This window comes from Streptomyces krungchingensis (assembly GCF_054729265.1).
Genome location: NZ_JBPUKY010000002.1, coordinates 602,639 through 628,064, shown reverse-complemented (window position 1 = coordinate 628,064; position 25,426 = coordinate 602,639). Strand labels below are relative to the sequence as shown.

At 70.0% G+C, this 25,426-nt stretch carries 26 protein-coding genes; 15 read left to right on the top strand and 11 right to left on the bottom strand.

The window, feature by feature from the left end; all coding sequences use genetic code 11:
- Positions 1–169 precede the first annotated feature (169 nt).
- The 3 genes from ACSYGO_RS43530 (at position 170) to ACSYGO_RS43520 (ending at position 2,883) form a co-directional block, all read left to right on the top strand.
- On the top strand, positions 170–1,279 hold the full coding sequence (locus ACSYGO_RS43530; RefSeq protein ID WP_460390111.1) for a DUF3500 domain-containing protein: 1,110 nt from the start codon (positions 170–172) through the stop codon (positions 1,277–1,279).
- A 172-nt stretch (positions 1,280–1,451) separates the two neighbouring features.
- Positions 1,452–2,288 (top strand): hypothetical protein, encoded by an 837-nt coding sequence (locus ACSYGO_RS43525; RefSeq protein WP_460390110.1) that lies wholly within the window; start codon positions 1,452–1,454, stop codon positions 2,286–2,288.
- Positions 2,289–2,694: 406 nt separating this feature from the next.
- The gene (locus ACSYGO_RS43520; protein WP_426675096.1) at positions 2,695–2,883 is read left to right on the top strand and encodes a hypothetical protein; all 189 of its coding nucleotides are present in this window, start codon (positions 2,695–2,697) and stop codon (positions 2,881–2,883) included.
- 55 nt (positions 2,884–2,938) lie between these two features.
- Here ACSYGO_RS43520 and ACSYGO_RS43515 read toward each other — a convergent pair whose 3' ends face one another.
- The gene (locus ACSYGO_RS43515) at positions 2,939–3,844 is read right to left on the bottom strand and encodes an AraC family transcriptional regulator (protein WP_460390109.1); all 906 of its coding nucleotides are present in this window, start codon (positions 3,842–3,844) and stop codon (positions 2,939–2,941) included.
- Positions 3,845–4,029: 185 nt separating this feature from the next.
- Between ACSYGO_RS43515 and ACSYGO_RS43510 the strand changes: the two genes are divergently transcribed.
- The 6 genes from ACSYGO_RS43510 to ACSYGO_RS43485 all read left to right on the top strand — a co-directional run bounded on the left by ACSYGO_RS43510 (position 4,030) and on the right by ACSYGO_RS43485 (position 10,250).
- The gene (locus ACSYGO_RS43510; protein WP_460390108.1) at positions 4,030–5,112 is read left to right on the top strand and encodes an aldo/keto reductase; all 1,083 of its coding nucleotides are present in this window, start codon (positions 4,030–4,032) and stop codon (positions 5,110–5,112) included.
- Between the two features lie 204 nt (positions 5,113–5,316).
- Complete coding sequence (locus ACSYGO_RS43505; RefSeq protein WP_432172816.1) at positions 5,317–6,234, top strand: aminoglycoside phosphotransferase family protein; 918 nt, start codon at positions 5,317–5,319, stop codon at positions 6,232–6,234.
- Between the two features lie 112 nt (positions 6,235–6,346).
- A complete protein-coding gene (locus tag ACSYGO_RS43500) occupies positions 6,347–6,865 on the top strand; it encodes a P-loop NTPase family protein (protein WP_460390107.1) in 519 nt (172 codons plus the stop codon).
- A gap of 133 nt (positions 6,866–6,998) precedes the next feature.
- On the top strand, positions 6,999–7,565 hold the full coding sequence (locus ACSYGO_RS43495; RefSeq protein WP_460390428.1) for a Chromate resistance protein ChrB: 567 nt from the start codon (positions 6,999–7,001) through the stop codon (positions 7,563–7,565).
- A 32-nt stretch (positions 7,566–7,597) separates the two neighbouring features.
- The gene (locus ACSYGO_RS43490; protein WP_426675386.1) at positions 7,598–8,755 is read left to right on the top strand and encodes an MFS transporter; all 1,158 of its coding nucleotides are present in this window, start codon (positions 7,598–7,600) and stop codon (positions 8,753–8,755) included.
- A 190-nt stretch (positions 8,756–8,945) separates the two neighbouring features.
- Positions 8,946–10,250, top strand: a complete 1,305-nt coding sequence (locus ACSYGO_RS43485) for an MFS transporter (protein ID WP_460390105.1) — start codon at positions 8,946–8,948, stop codon at positions 10,248–10,250.
- A 287-nt stretch (positions 10,251–10,537) separates the two neighbouring features.
- On the opposite strand, the gene ACSYGO_RS43480 is transcribed toward ACSYGO_RS43485, so the two are convergent.
- The gene (locus ACSYGO_RS43480) at positions 10,538–12,724 is read right to left on the bottom strand and encodes an FG-GAP repeat domain-containing protein (protein ID WP_435220885.1); all 2,187 of its coding nucleotides are present in this window, start codon (positions 12,722–12,724) and stop codon (positions 10,538–10,540) included.
- A 462-nt stretch (positions 12,725–13,186) separates the two neighbouring features.
- Here ACSYGO_RS43480 and ACSYGO_RS43475 point away from each other — a divergent pair, with 462 nt between their 5' ends.
- Positions 13,187–13,921, top strand: a complete 735-nt coding sequence (locus ACSYGO_RS43475; RefSeq protein WP_460390104.1) for a hypothetical protein — start codon at positions 13,187–13,189, stop codon at positions 13,919–13,921.
- A 406-nt stretch (positions 13,922–14,327) separates the two neighbouring features.
- On the opposite strand, the gene ACSYGO_RS43470 is transcribed toward ACSYGO_RS43475, so the two are convergent.
- A complete protein-coding gene (locus tag ACSYGO_RS43470) occupies positions 14,328–14,453 on the bottom strand; it encodes a hypothetical protein (RefSeq protein ID WP_460390103.1) in 126 nt (41 codons plus the stop codon).
- A 132-nt stretch (positions 14,454–14,585) separates the two neighbouring features.
- Here ACSYGO_RS43470 and ACSYGO_RS43465 point away from each other — a divergent pair, with 132 nt between their 5' ends.
- From ACSYGO_RS43465 to ACSYGO_RS43455, 3 genes are all read left to right on the top strand, one after another.
- Positions 14,586–14,996, top strand: coding sequence for a DUF5959 family protein (locus ACSYGO_RS43465; protein ID WP_432172823.1), 411 nt, complete (start codon positions 14,586–14,588; stop codon positions 14,994–14,996).
- Between the two features lie 279 nt (positions 14,997–15,275).
- Positions 15,276–15,851 carry a hypothetical protein gene (locus tag ACSYGO_RS43460; protein WP_460390102.1) on the top strand — a complete coding sequence of 192 codons (576 nt, stop codon included), beginning with the start codon at positions 15,276–15,278 and terminating at the stop codon, positions 15,849–15,851.
- 134 nt (positions 15,852–15,985) lie between these two features.
- Complete coding sequence (locus ACSYGO_RS43455; protein WP_426675108.1) at positions 15,986–16,780, top strand: maleylpyruvate isomerase family mycothiol-dependent enzyme; 795 nt, start codon at positions 15,986–15,988, stop codon at positions 16,778–16,780.
- A 38-nt stretch (positions 16,781–16,818) separates the two neighbouring features.
- On the opposite strand, the gene ACSYGO_RS43450 is transcribed toward ACSYGO_RS43455, so the two are convergent.
- From ACSYGO_RS43450 to ACSYGO_RS43425, 6 genes are all read right to left on the bottom strand, one after another.
- Positions 16,819–17,991 (bottom strand): CapA family protein, encoded by a 1,173-nt coding sequence (locus ACSYGO_RS43450; RefSeq protein WP_460390101.1) that lies wholly within the window; start codon positions 17,989–17,991, stop codon positions 16,819–16,821.
- Positions 17,992–18,239: 248 nt separating this feature from the next.
- A complete protein-coding gene (locus ACSYGO_RS43445) occupies positions 18,240–19,187 on the bottom strand; it encodes a CU044_5270 family protein (protein WP_460390100.1) in 948 nt (315 codons plus the stop codon).
- Positions 19,184–19,747, bottom strand: coding sequence for an RNA polymerase sigma factor (locus ACSYGO_RS43440; protein ID WP_460390099.1), 564 nt, complete (start codon positions 19,745–19,747; stop codon positions 19,184–19,186). Before ACSYGO_RS43440 ends, ACSYGO_RS43445 begins: the two co-directional genes overlap by 4 nt.
- 234 nt (positions 19,748–19,981) lie before the next feature.
- On the bottom strand, positions 19,982–20,455 hold the full coding sequence (locus tag ACSYGO_RS43435) for a hypothetical protein (RefSeq protein WP_426675112.1): 474 nt from the start codon (positions 20,453–20,455) through the stop codon (positions 19,982–19,984).
- Positions 20,456–20,623: 168 nt separating this feature from the next.
- Positions 20,624–21,178: a hypothetical protein gene (locus tag ACSYGO_RS43430; RefSeq protein ID WP_426675113.1), complete on the bottom strand. Its 555-nt coding sequence runs from the start codon at positions 21,176–21,178 to the stop codon at positions 20,624–20,626.
- 221 nt (positions 21,179–21,399) lie between these two features.
- Positions 21,400–21,990 (bottom strand): TIGR03086 family metal-binding protein, encoded by a 591-nt coding sequence (locus tag ACSYGO_RS43425; RefSeq protein ID WP_460390098.1) that lies wholly within the window; start codon positions 21,988–21,990, stop codon positions 21,400–21,402.
- Positions 21,991–22,303: 313 nt separating this feature from the next.
- Here ACSYGO_RS43425 and ACSYGO_RS43420 point away from each other — a divergent pair, with 313 nt between their 5' ends.
- Positions 22,304–22,609 carry a hypothetical protein gene (locus tag ACSYGO_RS43420; protein WP_426675115.1) on the top strand — a complete coding sequence of 102 codons (306 nt, stop codon included), beginning with the start codon at positions 22,304–22,306 and terminating at the stop codon, positions 22,607–22,609.
- A gap of 163 nt (positions 22,610–22,772) precedes the next feature.
- On the opposite strand, the gene ACSYGO_RS43415 is transcribed toward ACSYGO_RS43420, so the two are convergent.
- The gene (locus tag ACSYGO_RS43415; protein WP_460390097.1) at positions 22,773–23,537 is read right to left on the bottom strand and encodes a hypothetical protein; all 765 of its coding nucleotides are present in this window, start codon (positions 23,535–23,537) and stop codon (positions 22,773–22,775) included.
- Positions 23,538–23,634: 97 nt separating this feature from the next.
- Positions 23,635–24,267 (bottom strand): RNA polymerase sigma factor, encoded by a 633-nt coding sequence (locus ACSYGO_RS43410; protein ID WP_426675117.1) that lies wholly within the window; start codon positions 24,265–24,267, stop codon positions 23,635–23,637.
- A gap of 526 nt (positions 24,268–24,793) precedes the next feature.
- Here ACSYGO_RS43410 and ACSYGO_RS43405 point away from each other — a divergent pair.
- Complete coding sequence (locus ACSYGO_RS43405; RefSeq protein WP_426675118.1) at positions 24,794–25,288, top strand: DUF1877 family protein; 495 nt, start codon at positions 24,794–24,796, stop codon at positions 25,286–25,288.
- Positions 25,289–25,426 lie beyond the last annotated feature (138 nt).

Genomic DNA, 25,426 nt, shown 5'->3' with positions numbered 1-25,426 from the left:
CCGCTGAAGTCGGAGAAGGCCGGGATCCGGCGACAGCACCGCGTGAGCGACTCCTTTCGCTCTATGGTGATATAGGACGTTTCGAGGACTTGGAGTACGTGTGGTCAGTGACGGCGGACGTGCAGAACCCGATGCCATGACCCGTGCTCGTGAGAGAGCGGCGAGTTCCATGGCAGGCGCCGCCACCGCTTGGCTGAGCGCCCTGGACGACGATCAGTTGTCCCTCGGCGCGTACGCCTCCCCGCTCGACCCGGCAGCGGAAGCGGAGCGGCTGCGGTGGTTCTACACCCCCACGGAACACGGCGGACTCGCCATCCGTGACCAGGACCCCCATCAGCAAAGGCTGGCCCTGCAGTTGGTGGCCACCGGGCTGTCGCCCGCGGGCTACGCCACCGTCGCCATGGTGATGGGCCTGGAGAACGTCTTGGACCAGCTCGAGGAATGGGGGTCCTGCCTGGGCCGCAAGCGTGGACGCGACCCCGGCCTCTACTGGCTCAGGCTCTTCGGACGCCCTGGCGACCCGGTCTGGGCCTGGCGGTTGGGGGGCCACCACATCTCCCTGAACAATCTGATCGTCGCCGACCGACTCGTTGCGACGACACCCTGTTTCATGGGCGCCGACCCGGCCACGACCGAGCTCCTGGGGAGCACTCTGCGCCCTCTCCAGGGTGTCGAAGACACAGCGGGCAGACTCGTCCGGACGCTCGACGCATGCCAGTTACGGCAAGCACTGCTCCACCGCTCGGCAGTGTCCGACATCGTCTCCGGCAATCGGTCGCAAGTCCACGACGGAGACAGGATGATGCACATGCAGGATCTGTGGCGACGCCCGTTCGCAGACGCCTCGATGGACGACCTGGTCGACGACATCGACCGCCGGGCGGAAGCGAGCAGCGGGTACACGGAAGCCGACCATGCGCGCGTGGCAATCACGTTCCCCGCCAAGGGCGTCAGCGTCCGCGACATGAACGATGCGCAACGTCAGCTGCTGCGGCAACTGCTCAGCCGGTACACCGGGCGAGCCCCGTACGACCTCGCCGCAGCACACGACGCCTACTACGCCCTCGACTCTGCGCTCGACGAGCTGCACTTCGCCTGGGCGGGCAGTACCGCCGAGGGTGAACCGCACTACTACCGAGTCCAAGGCCCCAGCATCCTCGTCGAATACAACAACACCCAGCGGAACGGCAACCATGCCCACTCGGTCTGGCGCGACCCGCGCTCGGACTTCGGCCTGACCGAGCTGGCCGAACACAGAGAACGCCGTCTCCCCCGTTGACCGCACCATCAGAGTCCCCTTCTTCACGCCACTGTCGGCCGCACGCTGGGCGAGAGCTTCAGCCGCCGTGGCCCGTGAGCGATCACATCGATCGGCAAATCAATGGCCCGTGCACGAGTCGCTGGGGGCCCATGGCCAGCCATGCACATGTCGCCAGCTAACATCCGGAGCCATGGCGAAGCGGGGGTGGCGGCCGAGTGTCGCGATGGCGGTGGCAGTGCTGGCGGCGACCTGCGCGTCGGGCCCAGAACCCCAGGAGGTCGTCCGCACAACGGCGGACCTCGGCCCGCTGCCGGCCGACCGCTACAACTACACCTCGCAGGACTATCAGCGGTCCCAGCGGGCCTCGGCACTGCTGATCCGGCAGTGCATGGCAGACCATGGCCATCCCGGATTCCCGCTCGACCCCCGCTACCCCCATGACCCCATCCTCGCCACAGCGGTCAGCACCGACTACGGGGTCCTCGATGCCGACACCGCTCGCCACTGGGGTTACGGCTGGGACCCGGCCGAGCACCCGGACTCCCGGCCGAAGGGCCGTCGCATGACAGCCGCGGAGTATGCCGACTGGCCCGCCTGCAACGCCGAGGCGAACAAACACCTGATGCGCGGCATCGACCTCAAGCAGGACTGGCTCTACGCCGACACGCGCGCCATCGAGGTCGACAAGGCCGTGAAACGCGATCCGCGCCTGCGCAAGGCTTGGGACGTGTGGTCCCGCTGCATGGCAGACAGAGGATTCGCCCGCTACTCGGACCCCGTCGCGGCATACACGGACGGCGCCTGGCAACGGGCGAGCGACGGCAACACCCGGCACACGCAGCGGGAAAGGGCCACAGCCGTCGCGGACGTCACCTGCAAGCGCCGCCACCACACCGCTGAACTCTGGCACTCCGTACGCGCGCAGAAGCAAGCCGCGGACATCACACTCCACCACGACCGCTACATCGCGTCACTGCGGGCACTGCGCATCTATCGGGCCAACATCAGCGTGGTTCTGACCAGCTGAACCAGCGCCACCGGGTCGATCCCGCTGTTCCTCGCATACTCCGGTGAACCTCGTCCAGGCCGACCAGCCGGATGAGCCACACATGCCGCCTCATACAACGGCATGCCTCGGCTGCCCCTGCCCGCAACGGCCGACGTGTAGACGGCAATCCGGGTGCGCCTGCCGAGTCCGAAACCGTCACGACGCGCGCGAGGAGATGACACAGTGCCAGGCGGGCGGAACGAGCGCGCAGCCGCGGAGGGGACAGGGGACGAGCGACCCAGGCAGTGGTGGATGCAACCATCAGCTTCCAAGAGCAGTTGGAGAGGCTGGCCGAAGCCATGTTCGGCCCCCAGCTGGACAGCCTGGGCCTCGGCCGTCGCTGCGCGAGCAGAGCATCGAGGAACTCGAGGCGAGCCTGGAGCGCGTGAACGACGCGATGGCGCATCCCGAGTCGTTCGGTGTCCTCCACGCGAAGCTGAGTGCCGAAGCCGGCCTGATCATCACCCAGAGCGGCTCCGAAGGGCACATAACCCTGGGGATCATGCCGCCCCTGTTGCGGCGCAAGAGACTGCGTCCCCGGGCGCTCCGTGCCGGCATGTCGCGCAGGTGCTGACCGTCGGGGGCGACCAAGCGTGGTCCGGAAGACAACACTCCCGGGTGCTCCGCTCCTACCCCGCCGGTAGCACCGCGCTCTGCAGTCTGGCCGCATCCTGGCCCGGTGGCGCGCCGAACATGCGCTTGTACTCGCGGCTGAACTGGGACGGACTGTCGTAGCCGACGGCGTGCCCGATCGCGGCGATGTCGTGTGGGTTGGCGATGAGCTGGATGCGGGCCTCCTGGAGGCGGAGCTGCTTCTGGTACTGCAGCGGGCTCATGGCCGTGACCGCCCGGAAGTGCCGATTGAGCGAGGAGACGCTCAGCCCCACCTCCGCCGCGAGGTCATCGATCCGAATGATCTCGGCGTAGCGCGCCTGGAGCCGGCGGATGGCGCGGGCCACGAGAGAGAGCCGGCTGTCGGCGAGACCGATCTGCCGGACGATCGCCGACTGGGGGCCGGTCAGCAGTCGCCAGTGGATCTCGCGCTCGATCGCGGGGGCGAGGACGCGTTGGTCGACGGGATTGCCGACGAGGCGCAGGCGTCGGACGACCGCATCGATCAGTTCGTCGCCGGCGTCGCTCGTGGCCATGGCCACGCCCGTGTCCGCGGTCCTCGTTCTCCCTGTGTCGGCGACGGTGCCGGCGTCGAGCAGGAGTTGTGCGATCACCGCAGGCTTGAGGGGAAGCCCGAAGGCGAGGAAGGGCTCGGCCGTGTCGGCGTATGTGATCTGTGAGGTCAGAGGGAGGTCGAGCGTGACCACCAGGTACTGGCCGGCACGGTAGTCGAAGATCCTCTCCCCGAGGACGGACCGCTTCGCCCCCTGGGCGATCAAGGCCATGCAGGGCTCCGTGATCATGCCGAGCGGCTCTGTCACACGGTCGGTGGCGAGCACCTGCACCCCGTCGATCCATTCCGGCGGGGCGTTGCGCCGCGCGAGTCGGCTGATCTGCGCGACCAGTTCGTCGAGCTTGTCCACCGCGCCATCCAACCACGCGGCCGCACCCGGACGGAACACGATTCCGGCGAACCTGAGCGGATCGTGCATCGACGTGAGCGCATTGATCTAGGGCCGCGACGAGGTCGGTGGTCGGATGGAGGCATCCGGCGGCGAGGCAGATCCGCCCCGCCGATTCCTCTGGGACGACATATCGGAGTCGCATCATGTCGCTTGATTCGTACGTCACGCTCGGCCACTCGGGGCTGAGGATCAGTCCGTTCACCCTCGGCACCATGACCTTCGGCGAGGATCACGGCTGGGGAACCAGCCCCGCGGAGTCGAAGGACATTCTCGCGGCCTATCTGGAGCGCGGCGGCAACTCCGTCGACACGGCCAACATCTACACCAACGGACACTCCGAGAAGATCATCGGCGACTATTTCGCGGGGAAGAGTTCGCTGCGCGACCGTGTCGTGATCGGCACGAAGTTCTTCGGGAACCTGTACGAGAAGGACCCCAACGGCGGCGGGGCCGGTCGCAAGGGGATCGTGCAACAGCTGGAGAACTCACTGCGGCGACTGCGGACGGAGTACGTCGACATCTACTGGCTGCACAACTTCGATCCCGTGACGCCCGTCGAGGAGACGATGCGGACGCTGGACGACCTGGTGGCCAGTGGCAAGGTCCGCTACATCGGCTTCTCCGACGTGCCGGCCTGGAGGACTGCCGAGGCGGCCAGCCTGGCACAGTTTCGGGGCTGGTCCCCCATCGTCGGGCTTCAACTGGAGTACTCCCTCCTGGAGCGCTCCTCGGAGGGTGAGCTGATTCCGCTGGCCCAGGCCAAGGGCATGGGGGTGCTGCCGTGGAGCCCGCTCAAGAGCGGCTTCCTGTCCGGCAAGTACTCCAGCGCCGGTACGGGACCGGTCGACACCGCCCGCTCGGCTCTGGTCGGTACTCCGAGCGCCGGCGACTACGTCGTCATCGACGCGCTCAACGACGTCGCCGCCGAGGTCGGCGCCAGCCCGGCCGCGGTCGCGCTGAGCTGGGTGAACAACCGCCCCGGCATCACGTCGACCCTGGTGGGGGCCCGACGGCTCGCGCAACTGGAGACCAACCTCGACGCCCTCGCCGTCACCCTCACCGATGCACAGCGCGCGACCCTCGACGAGGTCTCCGCTCCCACCCTCGACTTCCCCGCCGAGAACAACAGGACCCTCGCTGCGATGCTCGCCTTCGCCGGCGCCACCGTCGACGGCCGGGACACCGTCGTCTCCCCTCTCCTCCAGGCCAGCCCCACTCGCTACTGACCGTCAACGAAACACGGAAAGGACCTTTGAGACGTCCGGGTCCTGGAGGGGGCGAGGTCCAGCTGCCGTTGCGCGTGTGCGGGACGACCGGGATCAGGGCAACCAGGGGCCTTGGTCACCATCGCCGGGCACGCGTTCGACGCCGGAACTCGACACAGGCCCCCGGAACTCCGACAGACCGCCGCTCGACTAGCGTTGCGCCGCATGACGGCCACGGAGATCGACATCACTGAGGACCTGATCCGGGACCTGCTGCGCGAACAGCATCCCGACCTGGCGGACCGACCGCTGAAGCTGGGAGCGCTCGGCTGGGACAATCAGGTGTGGCGGCTCGGCGACGACCTCGCCGTCCGACTGCCCTGGGCGACGCAGACCGCGGACGCGCTGCTGCGCAAGGAACATGCCTGGCTGCCCCTCCTCGCCCCGCACCTGCCTCTGCAGATCCCCGTCCCGCAGCGCCTCGGTGAGCCCTCCGAACGGTTCCCACGGCCGTGGCTCGTCACCACCTGGGTCCCGGGCGAGCCCGCCGACCGTGCTCCCGCCACGCGCGCCGCGGAGGCAGCCGTCGGCCTGGCCGCCTTCCTGACCGCTCTTCACCGCCCCGCCCCCGACACGGCGCCGACCGGCCGGGACCGCGGTGGCCCGCCGGCCGACACCGCCGAACACTTCGCCCGAGGGCTCGCCTCGGCCACCGAACTGGGGCTGATCCGCGACCCGGACGCCGTCCGCGCGGTCTGGGAGGACGCCGCCGCCGCACCCGAGTGGACAGGCCCACGTCTCTGGCTCCACGGCGACCTGCATCCGGCCAACATCCTGACGACGAACGGCACCTTCTCGGGTGTGATCGATTTCGGCGACCTCTTCGCCGGCGACCCGGCCTTCGACCTGGCCGCCGCCTGGATCCTGCTGCCGGACGGGGCCGTCGGCCTCTTCCACGAGACCTACCGGCCGACCCCGGATGCCGCCACCCTGCGCCGCGCCCGCGGCCATGCGGTGATGCGCGCCCTCGCCCTCCTGCACATCGGGGACGCCGGCGTGCACGGCCGCCCAGGAGGCAAGCCCACCTGGGGCCCACCCGCGCTCGCCGCACTGCAACGCCTCACCGCATCGGTCCACCAGTGATCAAGCACCTCGGCAGGCGGTCGTAGGGGCTGCCCAAGAGGTGGCGTCGCCGGGCGAGTTGTGGTGGCAGGACAGGAGCCCGCTGTCAGAACACCGGGGATAGGGTGTGCCCGTGGAACGGATCTTGGTGGTCGGCGTCACCGGTGCGGGCAAATCCACGCTCGCTCAAGCCCTGAGCGGTCAACTGGGCGTGCCGTACCACGAGATGGACGCCCTATACTTCAACGGCCCCGACTGGACCGTCAACGACAAGCTGATCGACGACGTATCAAGGATCGCCGCCGAGCACCGCTGGATCATCGACTCACTCGGTTATCCGGAGGTTCGCGATCTGCTCTGGGGCAGGGCCGACACGGTGATCTGGCTGGACTACCCCAGACACGTCGTGATGCCTCGTGTCCTGCGCCGCTCCTTCCGGCGAACGGCCACACGGGAGGTCCTCTTCGGCGGCAACAGGGAAACCTGGACGGACTGGCTGAGCCGGGAGCACCCCGTCCGGTGGGCCTGGTCCCAACACGCGCCCCGGCAGCGCGAGATCGAGCACCGCGTCCGCGACCCCCGCTTCGCCCCGCTCGACACGCTGCGCTTCAGCCATCCCCGCCACACCAGAGCCTGGCTGGCGTCCCTCTGACCCGGTAGGCAGTACCTTCGCGCGACCCCACCTTCACACGAGCGGTCCGGACCTGCTCACCTGCACCGCGCGCCCGTCGGCAGAGCTCCCTCACTCGTTCGCCACAACGGCACATGTAACAGCTGCTACATTTCTGGCTGTGTCGAACGAAGAAGCGGCGAGCCGCTGGATCGTCCTCGTGATCAAACTGCCGGCCGAGCCCTCCCGGCACCGGGTCGCGGTCTGGCGGGAGCTGCGCAAGGCCGGTGCGCTCTCCCTCGGCCAGGGAATCTGGGCCGTCCCGGACGTGCCCGTGTTCACCGACGGCATCGAGCGGGTGATCACGCTCACCGAGCAGGCGGGCGGACAGACCGTGACGTTGAACGCCTCCGGACGCAGCGAGGAGGACGCGGCCCGCTTCCAGGCGCTGTTCACCGCAGCCCGCTCCGAGGACTGGCAGGAGTTCCTGGCCGACTGCGGCAAGTTCGAACAGGAACTGGCCAAGGAGATCCGCACGGCCAAGTTCACCCTGGCCGAGCTGGAGGAAGAGGAACAGTCGCTGGAGCGGCTGCGGCGCTGGCACCGCGACCTGACCGCGCGCGACGTGTTCGGCGCCCCGGAGGCAGCCGAGGCCGGCGAGCGGCTCAAGCAGTGCGCCGGGGCGTGCGAGGACTACGCGGAGCGGGTCTTCGCCGCCCTGCACCGCACCCCGCAGGAGTAGCGGTGACCGCGCAGACGGCCCCGGCCCGGCAGATGTGGCCGTTGTACGCGGCCGGGTTCACCACCGCTTTCGGCGCGCACGGCATCGCCGCCAGCCTCGGCGGCGCCGATGACGCGGTCACCTCCCTGCTCGTCCTCGGCGGCCTGCTCGCCCTCTACGACGGTGCCGAGGTGCTCCTCAAGCCCGTCTTCGGCACCTTGGCCGACAAGATCGGTGCCCGCCCGATCCTGCTCGGCGGGCTGGTCGCCTTCGCCGCCGCCTCCGCGCTGTACGTCGTCGCGGACAGCCCCGGCTGGCTGTGGGCCGCCCGCCTCGGGCAGGGCGCCGCGGCCTCCGCCTTCTCACCGTCCGCGTCCGCGCTCGTCGCCCGGCTCAACCCGGCCGCCAAACACGGCCGTGCCTTCGGGAGTTACGGCTTCTACAAGTCCATCGGCTACACCCTCGGACCGCTGCTCGGCGGTGTCCTGGTGTGGGCCGGCGGGCTGCGTCTGCTGTTCGCCGTCCTCACCGTCCTCGGCGCGGCGGTCGCCGTCTGGGCCGCGGTCGCCGTTCCCGTCGTGCCGCCGCTGCCCAAGGCCCGGCAGACGGTGCTGGACCTGGCCCGGCGGTTGGCCGAGCCGGCCTTCCTCGCCCCGACCGCCGCGCTCGCCGCGGCGACTGCGGCCCTGTCGGTCGGGGTCGGCTTCCTGCCGGTCTCCGGTCGCACCGCCGGACTGGGCACGGTCGCCACGGGTGCCGCGGTGTCACTGCTCGCCGCCTGTTCGGCCGTCTCTCAGCCACGTGCCGGGCGCGCCCTCGACGACGGGCGGCTCAGCACGCGCGGCGGTCTGGCGGCCGGTCTGCTGGTCACCGCGGCAGGGCTGGCCTGCGCGATGCTGCCGGGCCTGACCGGCCTCCTCCTCGGCGCCACCCTCATCGGTGTCGGTACGGGCCTGATCACCCCGCTCGGTTTCGCCGCGCTCGCCTCGTCGACCCCGCAGGAGCGTCTGGGCCAGACCATGGGCTCCGCCGAACTCGGCCGTGAACTCGGCGACGCGGGCGGACCCTTGCTCGTCGCCGCCGTCGCCTCGCTCGCCACGCTCACCTACGGCTTCGGCGTGCTGGCCGCCCTGACCGGGATGGGCTCGGTACTCGCGTTCGCACACCGTCGCGCGGCACCCGACGTACCCGGGACCAAGCCCGACCAGTAGGCCTCCCCGCGCCCCACTTCAGGCAGCGGCGGTCGCCGTGTGCAGCAGGGCACCTGTCGCCGGCTTCCCGCACAGCGTCCTCGCCGGGGCGAGAGGCCAGGACATGTCGGGGAGAACCGGGAGCACCAGGTCCGCGTGTTGATGATCAGCGGTACAGTCCTGGCCGCGATCTGAGAACGGAGTTGGCGCTGTGACGGAAGTGGCGAAGGATCTGCAGGATGCCGGGTCGGAGACCGATGCTCCGAGCCTATGGCGTCAGCGGGACTTCCTGCTGCTGTGGAGCGGTCAGACGGTCAGTGAGATGGGCTCGGCGGTCACCCAGGTCGCTCTGCCGCTGCTCGCCGTCGTCGTGCTCAAGGCGAGCACGTTCCAGGTCGGACTGCTGACCGCGGCCACCACGCTGGCGTTCGCGTTGATCGCGTTGCCTGCGGGTGCGCTGGTGGACGGCGCCGCCAAGCGTTCCGTCATGATCGCCTGCAATCTGCTGCGTCTGGTACTCATCGGTTCGGTTCCGGTGGCGGCCGCGTTCGACGTCCTGACGATGGCGCAGTTGTACGTGGTCGCGGTGGCGGCGGGTGTGTGCTCGGTGTTCTTCGACGTCTCGTACCAGAGCTATGTGCCGTCACTCATACCCGCCGAACACCTGATGAGCGCCAACGGCAAACTGGGGACCACCCAGGCGTTCGCGCAGCTCGGGGGACCGAGTCTGGGCGGCGGGCTGATCGGATTGTTCGGCGCCGCGGGGGCGATGGTGGCCGACGCGGTCTCCTACGCTGTGTCGGCCCTGTCGATCACCGGGATCAGGAGTCGGGAGGTGCCGCCGCCGGCCCGGTCGGCGGACGAGACGCTGCGGCGCCGGATCGCCGAGGGGCTCAAGTTCGTGTTCGGGCACGGCATTCTGCGCAAGGTCGTGGCGTGCACGGGCACCGCGAATCTCTTCAGCGGCATGAGTTCGGCGCTGGCGATGGTCTTCCTCATCCGGGTGCTGCACGTGCGTCCCGCGCTGACCGGGCTGGTCATGGCGGGCGCGGCCATCGGCGGGATCGCCGGAGGAGTGTTCGCCGGCCGGCTCGCCAAGAAGATCGGCTCGGCGCAGATCATCTGGGTGTCGATGCTGGTCTTCAGCGCACCGCAGGTCATCGCCGCGGCGGCTTGGCAGGGTTGGGGAGTGCTGCTGTTCCCGCTGGGCTGGGGCATCGCGTACTTCGCCGGAATGGTCTACAACGTCGCCCAGCTCAGCTACCGGCAATCGGTGACACCGCCCGAGATGATGGGCCGGATGAACGCGGCGGTCCGCTGGGTCGTGTGGGGCACGCTGCCGGTCGGCGGCGTCCTCGGCGGAGCACTCGGCACACTGATCGGGGTGCGGCCCGCACTCTGGCTGGCGTTCATCGGTTCCTGGGCGGCCGGCTGGTTCGTGTTCTGCTCGCCGCTGCGCCACATGCGCGATGTTCCCTCTCCCGCGCCCACGTCCGCACCCGATACCGCAAGTTGACGCGCGGGCGGCCGGGCCGGCCTCGAAGGAATCGAGGAACTCCCGCAGAAGGCACCGGTGTTGGCCTCGGCCGCCCCGAGGCCGCATGTGCGCCGCCCGCGCGGACCGGCGGGGCGCGGGGCCGCCGGTGAGTGGTCGGTGGCCAGTTCGCCGCTGAGTCTGCCGTGCAGGTGATCGCGTCTCATCGAACCGGGTCGAGGTGGTCCGCGGACCCGCCGGAACCGGTCGAAGGCGGCCACTCGGGACCCGGTGGTCCCAAGTGGCCGCCGAACGCCGGAACAACGTCGTCAGGAGATGCGGATGCCCGACCAGTTCGTGGACTTGCCGACCTGCGACCGGTTGCTGAAGCCGCCCTGGCCGTTGCCCCGGTTCAGCCACGCGTGGCCGTCCTTGTCGAGCGAGATCAGGTCGGCCCGGCCGTCGCCGGACAGGTCGAGTCCGCCGACCACGTCCTTGTAGGACGTGCCCCAGTCCTTGAAGACCAGCGCACGGGGCTTGAAGGTGCCGGCGCCGGTCCCGTTGAAGCGCCACAGCTCGTTCGACGCGTCGATGGCCAGCAGGTCGTTCTTGCCGTCGCCATTGAGGTCCCCGGCGGCGATCAGCCTCTTATAACCGCCGAAGCCGGATCCGGCGAGGGTGCGGGCCTTGAAGCCGCCCGCGCCGTTGTTCGCGTACACGTAGAGCTTGCCGGTGGAGGCGGACCGGGTCATCAGGTCGGCCCGGCCGTCGCCCGTCAGGTCGCCGGGCGAGACGACCGCGTCGTAGCCGCTCCAGTCGGAGGAGACCTTGACGTGGGACGACTGCTGGTCGGGCACCCCGCCGCAGATCGTCGGGTAGACGCGGGCCTCGCCCTGCGGGGACCGGACGAACACGTCGTTGCAGCCGTCGCCGTCGAGGTCGCCGAACGGCAGCACCAGCGTGCCCGTCGGCCAGCTGCTCGCGCGCTGTCCCGCGGACAGCTTCGTCATGTCGCCGGCGTACACCTTCAGGCCGCTGCTGTCCCGGCCGAACAGATCAGCTTTGCCGTCGTCCGTGTAGTCACGCCACTTGGGCAGCGTGCGGCTCGAGGTGGTGGCCTGGTAGACGCCGCCCAGGGCGATGCCGTTCGTCTCGGTCAGCTTGTACTCGTCCCACACCACGACGGGGCGGCCGAGCGCGTCGGCGGCCACCTGGGGCGCGCCGGTGGACTGGGCGCTCGTCGCGCTCAGCCGACGCGCGGCGGACCAGGTGCCGCCCTTGAAGACGGCGGCCATCGCGTATTCCTGGCCCGAGTAGCCCTCCCGCCACGTCACCGTGACCGTGCCGCCCGAGGTGGCCACCGCACCGACCGCACGCACCTTCTTGTGCGTGGAGAAGGTCTGCGTGTACGACTGCCAGACGCCGGTGGCGGCCGAACGCACCGCGTACCAGGGGCCGGTCGAGTAGCCGGGCCCGCCGGCGACGAAGAGGTCGCCGTTGGGCAGGTGGACGGGCGCCGACATTCCGTACGTGCTGCCGTAGGTGGCGACGGACCGCGGAGTGCTCCACTGCGTGGCGCCCGCGGAACGGCGCGTGTGCATGAGGTGCGCGAGGTCGTCGTAGAACACGTCGAAGCCGCCCTGCGGAGCGGCGAACACCTTCGGGCGCGCCAAGTCCACACCCGGGACGGGGAAGTTCTGGACCGCGGTCCAGGCGGTCGCGCCGGGGGCCTTCTCCAGGGCGACGACGGCCTTGCTCGACTGCCATTGCCACACCAGCAGGGCGGTGCCGTCCTTGGCGACGGCGAGGTCCATGCTCGAGATGTCCCGGCTGCCGGACGGCGGCTGCTCGTTGAGGTCGGCCGGAGCGGTCCATGCGGCTTGGGGGCCGGTCTTCTCGGCAGCCTTCACGACGCCGGAGACCGACCACACGGCGACCAGCCGACCGTCGGGGGTCGCGGCGAGGTGGTGGTAGCCCTTCTCGGGGACCGCGGCGACGTACTCGGGCTCGGAGAAGGCGGTCGCGCCGGGTGCGAGGGTGGCGACCTTCAGCCAGTAGTTGTTGTGGTCGTCGGCGCGCTTGGCCCGCCAGGCCAGGCGCACCGAGCCGTCGCCGAGCGAGACCAGCTCGGTGTTGTACCCGCCGGCGTCCGGCCAGGTCTGCGGGGCGAGCCAGCCGGTGCTGCCGGCGGGCCGGATCCTGGTGGAACGGGACAGCGCGTCGCCGGTGAGGGAGACGAGGGCACCGTTCCCCGCCGAGACCAGGGCGTTCAGTCCGCCCGAGGCGGAGCCGGGGTTCGGGTTCTGGGTGTGCAGGGTGCGGGTGCCCCATGGGCCCGGTGCACGCGTGTCCACCGCGGTCGCGGCCGTACCGACGGCGGTCGCGGCCGTACCGACGGCCTCGGCGCTGGTGCCGGTGGCCGCGGCGGTGGTGTGCGCGGCGGCCGGGGCCGCGGCCCCCAGGGCGAGAACGGGAGTGAGCGCGATGCCGAGCACAGCGCGGGACTGCGAAGTCATAGGAATGCCCCCCCGGGCAGAACGCATCCGGTGACACGGAATCGCCGGACTGTTCGAACACGTCAGGCGAAGCGTATATCAACCAAGATCGTCCCGCGTGGGAGGTTTCCCCGCCTCCTCGGAGGAGTCCGTCCGACCAGTCGGCACGGACCGCGGAAAGGGCCTGGAATCGGGCTGGGCGAGGTCCGGTAGAGTCGCGCTCTTCGGGCTGCTCGGCTCCCGGAGTCCCAGAGGCGACTGCCGATGAATCTCCGTCCCAAGACTGCTGGTTCCGATGCCGCGATCCACGAGGTGTGGCGGCTTCGCACTGCTGACGCCCTCCGGGGGCTACGAGCCCTGTGGTGGAGTGTCGGGCCCGCCGGGGAGCTCACGGTCCTGCTGGTCCACCGGCGACATCTCGATCACACGCGTCGCGTCAAGGGGTGGATCAGGTGGAAGCCGCAGGTCCCGTTCCCGGGTGAGTTGGTCACTGTCACAGGACAGGAGGAGCGGCGCATCCTGGTGAAGGACATCCGGATCCGGCCCGGCCACCTGGCCCTGCTCCCGGATGCCCGATTCCTCCTCGTGGGCAGCCGTACGTTCCGGAACAGGACGGAGGACCACTGGGCGCCCAACGCTGTGGTGTTCTCCCCGTCAGGTACGCCTGAGGCCGAGTTCTGCGTCGGTGACGACATTCCCGCCCTGGTCACCGACGTCACCGGTGGCATCTGGACGGCCTACGGCGACGAGGGGATCTACGGCGGCCACCCCGAGTCAGGAGCCGGCCTCGCGGGGTGGAACACCCAGGGCCGGGCCTCCTGGGCTCCCGAGGGTCGGCTGCCCGACCACCCGCTGGAAGGCTGCACCGCCGCGTCCGAGGGCGAACAGGTGTGGCTCGTCTGGTACTCCGGCAGCAGCGAAGGCGGCACCTTCCTGACCCGGATCACTCCGTCCACGGGCGACGTTGTGAGCTGCCCGAGCCCCGTCCCCGGCCCGGACGGATTCGCGGTCCGCGGCAACAGGGCCGTACTCACCCGCCGAGATCACAACAAGCGGTCGGTCGAGCTCGTGCGTGCCGAACTCGACGGCACCACCTGGGCAGTGACCAGCCGCCGTCGGCTGCGAGTGCCGGGTCGAGTCGTCAAGCACTGCGGCCAGGGCCGCGACGGTTCCCTCTGGCTCCGCGCAGGCAATACATGGCTCCGCATAGAGGTATGAACACGCCCCACCGATGTCCCGGGGGTCCGGCCGCCGTGCCCGTCGTGGTGCACGGCGGGGTTCCCTGCCACCCCGGCGGACTTGGGTCACGGCACGGGGCCGATTGCGCTGACGCCTCGGCCACTCCGTCAGTCGGCTTCGACGGCGGGTGTCGGACCCGGAAAATCCGGCGGCAGGCCATCCGGTGGTACGGCCCCCGTGACCAGACCGGCCAGGTACTCCGTCAAGGTTCCGTCGAATGCGCACCAGTCGTCGTTGTGACCGCTGACGAGAACCGTCCAGGACTGCGGGTTCGTTCCGTTCGCATGCCAGAAGAAGACAACTGGAGCAGCGCCGGCAGCGCCTCCTCCAGTTGTCTGAGGCTCAACTGGTCACCTGCCCTCCGTGGTTGGGTCCCAAAGGTCCTTCAGGAGTAGATCGCGTTGACCACCGCGTCTCCCCATGCGGCCGCCGCGGCATAGACGTCGGACAAGGAGGTCAGTACGTCGACGAGATGGGCGGCGAATCGCTCCGAGATCTCCCCTCCGTGCACGTCGGCGAGTACGTCGAGGCGTGCAACCCCCGCCGGCCTGGCGGAACACCCCCGGGCCCACGTCGTCGCTGTCGGACCCTGCCCGTATCGTGCACGGAAACTCCGGACGCAGGACCGACGAAGGGGAGTGGGATGGACGAGTGGGTCCCGGTCGACCTGATACATCTGTCCGACGGACAAGGCGTCTCCCTCGTCCTGCGCGCGGTCGAGCCCCACGAGCCCCGAAGCGCCCGCGTTCGAGCCGAATGCCTGATCACCACGGATTTCATGAACGCCCGCTTGGAGACCAACATCTGGCTTGATCACCTCGAAGCGTGGGAGGAAGCGCTGAGACGCCTCGGCGCGGGTGAAGACGCCGGCTGGCCGCAAGGAACCCGGGGCCTGGAGCTGTACTTTCACCCACACGAAAGCGGCTGGCTCTCCATCTCGGTCCATGATCCCGACAGGTTGACGGTGGGACTGGGACTTGAGCCGGCACCTGAGTGGATCGATGAGCACGGGGCACACCTTCAGCGTCTACGTGACGTCTGCGGCGAGTCCTGACGGCGCCCAGGGACGGGATCACCAGGTCAGGCCGTACGCTGCCCTCCGCGCAATGTGATGATCCAGGGGTGGGCGGTGAAGAACGCCGTATATCGAAGATGTGCAACTGGTGCAGCGGCTCTGGCCCTGGCCCTCGGGCCGACCGGGTGCGGCAGCGCGGAGCACAAGAGCTCCGCCGCGTCCCAAGTACCGGGCAGGGCAACCAGTGAGGCGAGCGGCACTGCCCAGAAGAAGGCGGCGCCAAGAGTCCTGACGCAGGACCAACTGGAACGGGCCGTCGTGGATGAGCGCGATCTCCCGGGGCTCTCCAGCAGCAAGATAGGCGTGGGGACGGACGGTGTCGGCGACGGCGTCATCAAGGCCCTCCGCGACAGCGACACACACCCGGCGACCTGCGCGCCGGTCAGCGATGCCGTCGACGGCGGCAGCCGTTACACGCCGGTCGGCAGCGTGGTGCGCATCGCGGGGAACAAGGACGGCATGGCCACGCTCTCCATGGCGTCCTATCGCGCACAGGATGCCGTGCGCGTGGTCGACGACCTCCGCGCGGCGCTGAAGACCTGCAATGCCTTCACTGTCGGACCGATGAGGGTCGCCTCCAACGACGTGCGGGCCACCGATGATCCACCCCAGGGTGACGACGCAGTGGCCTTCCGGCTCACCCATCTCATGGAAACCCCTGAGGAGGAGACCCCCCTCGAAGTGCCCGCGGCATTCGTCGTCATCCGCTCGGGCACCACAGTGGCGGTCTTCAAGGCCATTGAGGACCGGGATCACACACTCCCGAAGGTCCCCACAGGTCTCGTGTCCGCTCAGTCGAAGGTCCTCAGCACCGGCACGCACGGCGCCCCGTAGAGGACTCCTGCCGCCGAGGCCGCGCGGCCACCCGCCGCCGCGGCTCCGGCCCCGAGCTCAGCCGCGGCCCCGGCCCCGGCCCCGGCCGCAAAAATCCCATGCCGGTCGGCGGACGTCGGTGATAGACCTCCGACGTGGAAAAGCATCTTGAACTCCCTGTTCTGCTGCGGCTGATCGACGAACGGTCGATCGCGTTCCGCGCCGCGGTCGCCGCCGCACCCAGCCTCGATGTGCGGGTGCCGACCTGCCCCGAGTGGTCGCTGCTGGATCTGGTGCGACACCTCGGTGGGGTGCAGCGCCGGTGGGCCACGATAGTCATCGCCGGTCCGGCTGCCGCTCCCCCGGCCGGGTCCGAGTCGGAGGTCGCCGCGGCCGCGCCTTCGGAACGCGAGGCTCTGCTGGCCTGGTCGGCCGCCTCGACACGGCAGTTGCTGGACGCGCTGCGCGAGGCCGGCCCGGATCGTGGGTGCTGGACGTGGTGGGGTCCGTCGGAGTCGCCGCAGACCTCCGGTGCCGTGGCCCGGCATCAGGTCCAGGAGGCCGCAGTTCACGCCTACGACGCCCAGATCACTCGCGGTGCCCCGCAGCCGCTGCCGGGCGAGGCGGCGCTCGACGGTGTCCATGAGTTCCTGGCCACCTCCTGCGCATGGTCGGCCCCCTGGCCGCACAAGCCCGCTGCGATAGATTTCCACGCCACCGAGGGCCGCTCCTGGCGTCTCTCGCTCTCCGTCGACGGTGCACGGACCACCTCTCTGCCCACGCCCGGCACCACTGCCGACGAGGGTCCGGACGCGGCCGTCGCCTCCCTGCGGGGCACGGCCAGTGAGCTCGTCCTCGTCCTGTACGACCGCATCCCGATCGACTCCCTGCAACTCCACGGCGACCGAGCCCAGTTCGACCTGCTCTACGCCTGGGATCCGGAAGGTTAGGCCGCTCGCTGCGACAAGCCACCGTCCACGACGCCCGACTACGGGTGCCGGATGGTCCCGTCCTCCGAGATGTGGGCGGCGTTCGGGCCGAAGTCCTCCTCCGACACGCTGGAGACGAGGTCGATGGCCTCGCCTCCCGGCTCAGGTGTGCCGGGCTCGACGATCCGGGTCGGGCGCAGGCGCCCGGACTCGTAGGTGCCGTCGGCGCGGAGGCTGACTTGGAGCACGCCGCTGGTGGAGAGGTTGCCGCCGAGGCCGAGCACCTTGTAGCCGGAGAAATTGCCGAGGCTGTAGGCGATCAGCCGGTTCTTGTAGAACTCCATTCCCCGCATCACGTGCGGGCCGCTGCCCACGACGAGGTCGGCGCCGGCGTCGATCACCGCACGGCTGAAGCGGTAGCTGTCGCCGCGGTCCTCGCCGAGGAAGTACTCGGTGCCGGGCTCCACATGGGTGCGGTCCGAGCCCTCCGCGCCGGCGTGCATCATGACGACCACGATGTCCGCCATCGTCGCGGCCCGGGCGGTGAGCCGCTTCGCGGCGGGGATGTCCGTGAGGTCGCTCGCCCCGCGGTCGGGAGCGAACCCGACCAGCGCGACCCGGATTCCGTGTACCCGCTGGATGGTGATCTGGCCCAGGCGCCCGGTGTACGGCAGGTTCACGGAGCGCAGGGCGGCGAACGTCTGGCGCCGCCCCTCCGCCCCGAAGTCGTCGATGTGGTTGTTCGCCGTGTTCATGACCGTGAACCCGGCCTTCTTGATCCACCGGGCGTAGGACGGCGGGGCGTGGAAGGCGAAACAGTTCGAGCCACCGATGTCGTCGCATTTGCTGGTGCCGCCCGTGGTGAGTGTGCTCTCCAGGTTTCCGAGCACGACATCGCCGGCGAGCAGGTCGTCGACGGAGTCGAAGAACGAGGCGCCGTCGTCCGGCGGCAGGTCGTCCGGCAGCGTGCCCATCACGATGTCCCCCACGGCGGTGACCCGCACGTTGCCTGTCGGGCGCGGTGCCGCCGGTGCACCGGAGCGCGTGGTCCCGGTCGCCCGCAGAGCGGTCGGGGCGGAGCTGACGGAGGCTGAGGCCTTGGAGCCGACGGAGGCAGCGCCCTCGGAACCTACGGACGCAGCACCCTCGGAGCCGCCGCGGAACACGCAGGCCGCGACGACCGCCACTCCGGTCCCGACCAGACAGAGGGCGAACAGGCGGTGACGGCGCACCGCCTTCTCCCGCTCGCACCGCCGCTGAGACCCTTGACCGCCGGACATGATCATCGGCTCATGCTACGAAGCGGTCACCCACTCGTCACGCAGGGTCATCCACCGGCGTGTTCCCGAATCCGCTCTCGTTCGCGCGTGCCGCCATCCGCACCGCCTCACGGCACCGGCAGTGTGTGAACGCCGTGGCCGTGCGACGGGCGGAGCGGGAGCCGCCGGCGGCCTGCCCGGCGGCTCCCGTGGTGGGCGGCTCAGCGAACGGTGTCGGCCGGCCCGGCATACAGGTAGGTGTCCCGCTGCACGATGTGGCCCGCGTCGCCTTCCTCCACGTAGTTCAGCTCGAGGAGCTGCGCGTCGGACGGCCTCACGATCCAGTTCGGACTGTGGGCGCTGTGCGGAAAGTTCTTGGACCACTTCCAGGAGATCTCGGTGCCGGTCCGGCCGGCTCCGTCCTTCACATGTTCGGTCACCACCGCGCCGGGGGTGCCCGCCAGTACGCGGAAGAGCGCGGCACGCAGTCGTGGTGAGGCGGGAGAGCCGGTCAGAAGTTCGCCCGACTGCCGGACGGTCTGCTCCGCGGCGGCCGACCCCTCGGCGCCGGCGGACAGCACGCGGCGCAGTGCGTCCGGCCGGGTGGGAAGCTTGTCCAGACTGTCCCAGCCGACCTGACGGTTGCCGACACGCCAGGTGGTGCCCCCCGGGGGAGCCTTCTTGGTGACGGTGCGACCGTTCTGGGTCTTGATGACGAGTTCGGTGCGGCTCAGATAGGTGTCGTCGGTGTGGGCCTTGTCGCCCTGCACAGCGCTCTTCACTGTGGTCTTCCAGTAGGGCGCGTTGCTCGCGCTCCCCGAAGCGGCCCGGTCGGCCAGAGTGTTGAACAGTTCGGCAGCCGATGCACCGGCTGCCGGCGGCTCGCCGCCGATGCCGACCACCGGGAGGACGGCCGCGCCCACCGCGACGGCGGCAACCGCGGCGGCACCGGCGAGGAGGCGACGCCTGCCGAAGCGGTGCATCACCAGGGTGGTGGACGTGGCGGTGGCGGGTACGGCGGTCTCGGATTCCTCCGCGATCGCCTTGCGGACGAGTGCGTGGGCCGTCGCCAGCACCGTGGGGTCTGGGGCGTCGACCCGGCCGGCGTCCTTGAGAGCCGTGGCGCCCGGGAAGTCGAGTAGGTCGGTGTGCTGGTCCTTGTGCGTCATGCGAAATCCCCCGTCAGGTTCGTGAGGGTGGTGTCGGAGAGTCCGTCACGCAGTCGGGCGCGGGCCCGGTGCAGACGCGAACGGGCGGTGCCCGCGGGTATGCCGACGACGGCGGCGGCCTCGGTCGGCGTCAGCTGCTCCCAGGCCACGAGCAGGAGCAACTCGCGCTCCTGGTCGGGAAGTCCGGCGAGCGCGCCGCGCAGTTCCGTCCCCACCGCGGCGGCGTCCAGGCGCTGGTCGACCGCCTGCCACGGGTCCCCCACCGAGGTCTCGTACGGCGGCAGGGGGCCGCCTGCCGCGCGGGACACGGCCTGCCAGTGACGGGCCAGTACGTTCCTGGCGACGCCGAACAGCCAGCCTCTGGCGGGGCCGCGCGCGATGTCGTAGGTGTGGCGGGTGGCGTAGGCCTGGAGCCACACCTCGGAGAGCAGGTCGTCCGCGGCCGTCGGCGCGCGGCGCACGAGGTAGCCGTGCAGGGCAGCGGAATGCCGATCGACCAGGGGTTCGAATGCTGCCGGCTCGCGGACGGCGCGAACCAGCAGATCCTCGTCCGGATCCATGGAATCTCCTGTCCGAGCCCGCCGGGTGGCGGCCTCATCCTGTACTTGCACAGGAGCGCCGCGAGCGTTCGCAACGGCCACACGACGGTACGTCCGGCCCTGCCGGTAAGGCAGCAGCTCTGCGAGTACGGTCGCGGCCGGGCCAGGAAACGCGATCAGCCGAACAGGGGAATACCGCGCACGCCCACCGCCACACACAGCCTCATCGTGGTCCTGTGCGCAGACGGACCGCTCTCAACGCAGGTGGTCGCGCACGACATCGAGGAACGTCCGCCGACTCGGACTGATACATGCCCAGACCTTTTCGTCCTGCGGCTGCCCCGGATCATCGGGGCCCTCTCGGATCACGTTCTGAACGGCGAAGGCGAGTCGACGTGCCGCCTCATTGACCTCGGGCGCGCAGAGCATGTGGATCGTCTTCTGGGCCACCCACATCCGGTCCACGGTCTGCCGTGCCCGTGTCTGCCACTGCTCGTCGCCCAGGTGGTGCTGATAGTGGTCGACGGCGACCCGTTCCGCTTCCTGCACCGTCGACAGGAACTCGACGAGGTGGGTCAGGCGTTCGCTCCGGCGGGCTTCGGCGCACTCACGAACGCTTCGCCGTGCCTCGGCCCGCTCGGATGCCCGTCCCAACGAGTATTGAGCCAACCACGACACGAGCCCGCCCAGCACAACCCCGATGAGCGGAGCCAGCGTTGTCCCTGTCATTCCTGGACGATGGCATCGGAATGGCCGATGTCGTGGTTCCTGCAGAGAATTCAGGACACCGCTCTTCTTACCGTGTAGGGGACTTGTTCGCCGTGCCGATGTCGAGACTTCTACGGGCGAGTGACAGACGAGGGGCCGGCCGGGCGCCGACAGCCGCCCCATGGCATCTCAGATCTTCCCGGTGACCACTCGGACGCGATGGCCCAGCGCCTGTGCGAACGCGGCTGTGAACTGCGGGTGCAGGGGCGGCCAGTCGTCGAACTCGAAGCCCAGGTGGGCGAAGGCGAAGCAGTCGCCGGTCCACTCCCAGTCGGGAAGCGGCGTGCGCCGGGCGCAGGCCGGGCAGTCGAGGTCGGCGGCTCCCGTGGTGTACCAGGTGTCGATGGCCGCGCCGGGCCAGTCAGCGGCGACGCTGCGGCAGTGCGGGCAGATCGCGGAGGAGGGATCCCCCTGGCCGGCGAAGAAGACCGTGCGCCCCGTGACGACCCGCACTTCGTCGCCGGGCTCCTCCTCCAACTCCTTGATCCGGGCACGCCAGTCCCAGGAGACCAGGTCGACGGCCTGCCGCCAGCGCGGCCCCGCCAGATGCACCACGCCGTCCCGCCACGGCACCGGGCGGATGAAGCCCTCCGACTCCAACCAGTCCCTGCCTCGGCCACCCCACGCAACCGCCTCCGGCGCCGAGGCGTCCAGGTCGACGACGGTCTGCCGATACGTCCCCATGGCCGCTCCCCCTCTCACGGTGCACTCGACCTCATGACCTCATGACCTCATGACCTCATGACGTCAGGCATCAGGCATCAGGTGTCAGGCGTCAAGTGACCCAATGATCACATCGACGAACCGATGCTGCCGACGGGCTGGGGGAACCGCCCGGGATGGTTCAGGCGTTCTGACCTCGGCGGTTGCGACCCGCAGGTCCACACGGGGCTGCTTGCGCCCTTTCAGCGGCGCTTCCATGACGGGTCACGGCCCGCCAGTCCCAGAGCGCGGTCGAAGAGCGGTGCGGTCGGCGGCACGCTGACCTCAGGGCCGAACACCCCGTACTCTCTTGCCATCTCGGCCTTGCCCGCGATGTCCTCGTACAGCGCCGCCGCGAGTTCGTCGTCCACGTTCAGCTTCTGCCCGGTGGCCACCGCCAGGTCCCAGCCGTGCAGCAGCCACTCTCCCAGCACGATCCCACCGACGAAGCGGGCCGGCATCCGCCCGCTCCCGGTCAGCGCCGTCTCGCCGGCCCACGCCTCCGGTGCGCTCCAGACGGCGGCGGTCTCCGCCGACCTGGCGGCATACGCCTCGGCCCAGTTCGGCTCCACGGTGAAGTCATGCCCCTCCGCCACGTCGTTCGGTGCCTGCGGCGACTGCTTCAGCGCCGCGGCGTGGCCCCGCACTCCGGTGAAGTAGATCAGGTGATTCAGGAGGGCACCGACCTTCAGCTCCGGACACGGAGTGTGCCCGTCGAACGCGTCGGGCCCGATCCCGCGGACGATGTCCACCGCCGCTTCGGAGGCTCGGGCCATCACAGATCTCGTCTCCACGTCGTCCCTTTCCCCGGTCGTCGTCCGGCACAGTAGACCGGACGACGGTGACGGCTATTGAACAAACGCGACAGCGGGCCGTTCTCGATCCGCGCACCGCGGCTGAGCGGTTCAGGATCGACCGCGAGCCGGCCCGGTCAACTGCCCTCGTTCGTGGACGGGGACACCGTACGTGTGCGTGCCCGACCGCCGGGGAACGGCGGTGAGTGTTCCCGGAACGCTCACCGTGCCGCCGGGCCGGCCCCACCCGCATGAGCGATCTTCCGAGCCTGAGCTCTTCCGCCATGCGTCGATCCCCTGACAGAATCGCCTCATGGCCGACCGAGCCCGGCCCGATGAGCCGACCCCTGAGCAGATCCGCCGATCGTGGCCGGCGACCGTGTCCGCACTGCCCGTAGGCACCCGCATCACTGGTCAGGTCGTCGACCGTCGGCCCTTCGGAGTCTTCCTTCGCATCGACGACGTGCCCCATGCGCTCGGATTGGCAGACATCGGTTCCATGCCGCCCGGTGCGAGCCTTCCAGCGCTGGGAGCCCGGATCAGTGGCGTGGTCGTCTGGCACGCCGATCACAACCACCAGGTGAGGATCAGACTCAGCGAGTGGCTCGCTCACGACTGAATCGGCCCGTCGGTGAGCCTGGCCCCGGTTGGGGTGCCGCGGCAGCGCCGTACCGCAACCCCACACTTTTCGTTCGGTAGCGTCCGAAACACCTGAGAAGCAGTGTCGCGCGGGCTCGGCCCACACCAGGTCACCGACCAGTGGCGGCCGAGGAGCACAGGAGCTATTTGTGCGTACTGCTGCCCGTGCCGTCGTTCGCCTTGCCGCTTCCGCTGTTCTTCCCGGCACCGGCGGGGTCGTCGGCGGAGTTCCCGGTGTTGCCCGCGGTGCCCTTTCCAGGGCTTGTCGCGCCCTCGCTGGTCTTGCCCGCTGTGCCCGGTGCCTTCGACGCCTGCGCACGAGCCAACTGCTCGGCGCAGTATGCGGCGACCTTGTCCGCGCCGCCCGCGGCCGTGACGAGTCGCTGCCAGGCCGTCGAGTTCAACGCATGGCCACGGCCGACGACCTGCTGGTAGGCGCGACAGTGGGCCTCGGTGTCCTGCGCGGTGTCCGGCCTGTCCGCCTGTCCGGAGGTACCGGAGTTCTTGTCCGGCACGGAGGATGCCCCCGTGGGGGGCTTGCTCGCCTGGTTGTCACCGGTCCCGTGCGACGGTGAGCCGACCGAGCCGACGGCCGTGACCGCCACCCCTCCCAGGCTGAGGCCGGCGAACAGCACGGCGAGCGTCGTCCTGACGGGGCGTCCGGCACGCGGCTCCTTGCCGACGCCCCAGTCGTCCCGGCGCCGCGTACGCGCCGTAAGGGCACCCGCGTCCCGGGCGGCTCGGAACGCGGTCACAGCCCGCTGCTCCGCTTCCTGGTCCACGCCACCACGCAAGGCCGTGGCCAGCGCCGTCTCCAGCCCGGGACCGAACCCTTCGCCCCCGGGTCCGGTCAGGGAGCCGCCAGGGTGCACCCATCGACGGCCTTCGCCCGCCAGTCGTTCACCCATGTCCGCTTCCGTCCTGTCCGATCTGTTCTGCCCGGTCGGTCCGTCCGACTCTCCGAGCCTGTTCGACTGTGTGTACGACTGCCGTAGTCGCATTCGTTCATTTCGACTCCCCCAGCGTCTGGGAAGCCACATCCGTCACACCTTCATCTGCGGCGCCTTCGAGTCCGAGCCGTTGAGCGAGGCGTTTCAGGCCCCGGTACGCGGCCGTGCGCACCGCGCCGGGACGTTTGCCCAGTACGCGCGCGGCCGCGGGACCGTCCAGGCCGACGACGACACGCAGCAGTACGGCCTCGGCCTGGTCCTGCGGCAGTTCGCGGACCAACTCCAGGGCGCGCGCGGTGGACAGCGACTCCAAGGCCTGGTCATGAGTGGAGTGCGGGCTGGGCAGGTCCAGCACATTCGCCTCGATCATCCCGGACCGGGGCCGCACCTTGAGCCGGCGCAGATGGTCCAGGGCTCGGTGCCGGGCGATGGTCGCAGTCCAGCCGCGGAAGCCTGCCCCGTCGCCCGTGAACCGTCCCAGGTCGCGCGCGATCTCCAGCCAGGCGTCGGACGCCACGTCCTCCGCGTCGTCGCCGACGAATCCGCGCAGATAGCCGAGCAGCCCTGGTTGCACGATCCGGTAGGCGACCGCGAACGCCGTCTCGTCCCCGTCCTGAGCCCGCGCCACCGCCGCGCCCAATTCCCCGTCCTGCGCCTCTGCGCGGCGGGGTTGTCGTGCCTGGCCCAAGACTGTCCTCGTTCGTACCGGGTTCCTGGCGGATCCTGGCCGTCCGACGCGCTACGAGCGCGACGGCGGCCTCACGGTGACCAGCGCACGTCGCCACGGAAGTGTCACCACGTACCGGGTGCTCCAACGGTTCGCGTATCGAGTCTTCGAGCGGCTCCGCCTCGGCCGGGTGACGTTTCGCGCCGACCGTGCGCTGTGAGGGTGCCGGGGCCGCACCAGGCTGCCGGGGCGGACACCGCCCCGGCGACATACCACTGCCCAGGCCTCTCTCCTCACCGCTCTTGACTCCCCCCGAGAGCCGGGCGAGGAGGGAGCCGGAGGCGGCCGGACCTCACCCTCCCTCGGGTCGAGGTCCGGCCGCCTCACCCATGCGCAACGCATCGACCACGGCCGATCCGTCGGCGACGGTACGAGACGCCGATGACCGGCGCATGATGCCGCCTCGTGCCCACCGCGGTCGGCTGTCCCGGAAGGGGCCGGGCAGGGACGGAGTGACGCTTCCGGGCTCCCATGCGCTCCTTGTGCGATGAGTACCTACTTCCATCTGCGAGCGGTGCCGCCTCCGGCACTGCGCAACAGCGTGAGCTGGCTGGAGCGACTGTTCAATGACGACTGGGAGGCAGTCCTGCACCGCGTCGGCCGGCGCCGTGAGGAGGTCCTGGACCAGCGCTACCTGGACCAGGAGCTCCTGTACACGGCTGCTCCCCCGCATCCCGCGAAGGACGGGCCCGGGGCCCAAGTGGTGCTCGGCGGCCGTCCCGTGTTCCACCCCGGTCGGCGCAAGCAGCCGTTCCTGGTGCTGACGGCCGCCCAGGCAGACCGGGTGGCCAGATATCTGACGGTGTCCGACTTCGACGCACTGTGGGGCAGCGCCCGCGACGAACTGCTGCCGCGCTACGGCGGGGTGAGCGCCGAGCCCGAGACACGGAACGCCTTCGAGGTGGCCCACCAGGAGCTGACGGCGTTCTACGCACAGACCGCCGAGCACGGAGAGGCAGTGGTGAAGTGTCTGCCGGTCTGACGCATCGGGATGCGGCGTGAACCAGGAAGCCAAGCCGCGCTGAGATCGAAGTGTCAGGGGCGGCCTGACACACCTGAGGGCACGGCCGAGTGAGCCGCAGTGGGGTCCTGTTCCCTGACGAGGCCGTCCACGCGTTCC